1 protein-coding gene is annotated in these 386 nt (G+C 43.3%); it reads right to left on the bottom strand.

Annotated elements, in window-relative coordinates:
• Nucleotides 1-16: 16 nt before the first annotated feature.
• Nucleotides 17-386, bottom strand: a 370-nt coding sequence (locus tag D3105_RS34250) for a spore germination protein (protein ID WP_165891152.1), incomplete at its 5' end; no start/stop codon positions are given.

Here is a 386-nt window from a genome sequence, read left to right as displayed (position 1 = left end):
TGTTCCTCCTTATGTCTTACTCTCCAACGCCCGTTTGAATAATCCGAATCTTGGGATGAACGGAAAATTTGAGTCGAAAAAAAGAGGCAATCACCCAAGGTAAATAATAATCTTCAGGCGATACGAAAAAATCCAGCAGCGTGGCCGGTGCTGTGATCGCATAAGGAGATCCGTTGCTTAGAACGGCTACTTGTCCGTTGATCAAAGCCCAAACCGTCCTATCCAGGCGTTCAGTCGATAACGATAACGGAAAGGGGGTTAAAGAATTGTCGGAAATGAACTGATGAAGCTGGGAGGAATCAAATACAACATCAAAATCAATATTTTGCAATCGTTGAACCATGGTTTGCACATGCTGTTCACTCGTAACCCCTTCAATATAAACG

The sequence above is a fragment of the Streptomyces globisporus genome, from assembly GCF_003501885.1.
Classification (GTDB): domain Bacteria; phylum Actinomycetota; class Actinomycetes; order Streptomycetales; family Streptomycetaceae; genus Streptomyces; species Streptomyces globisporus_D.
Note: the sequence above shows the minus strand (reverse complement) of the source record. Positions and strands in the feature narration are given on the sequence as shown.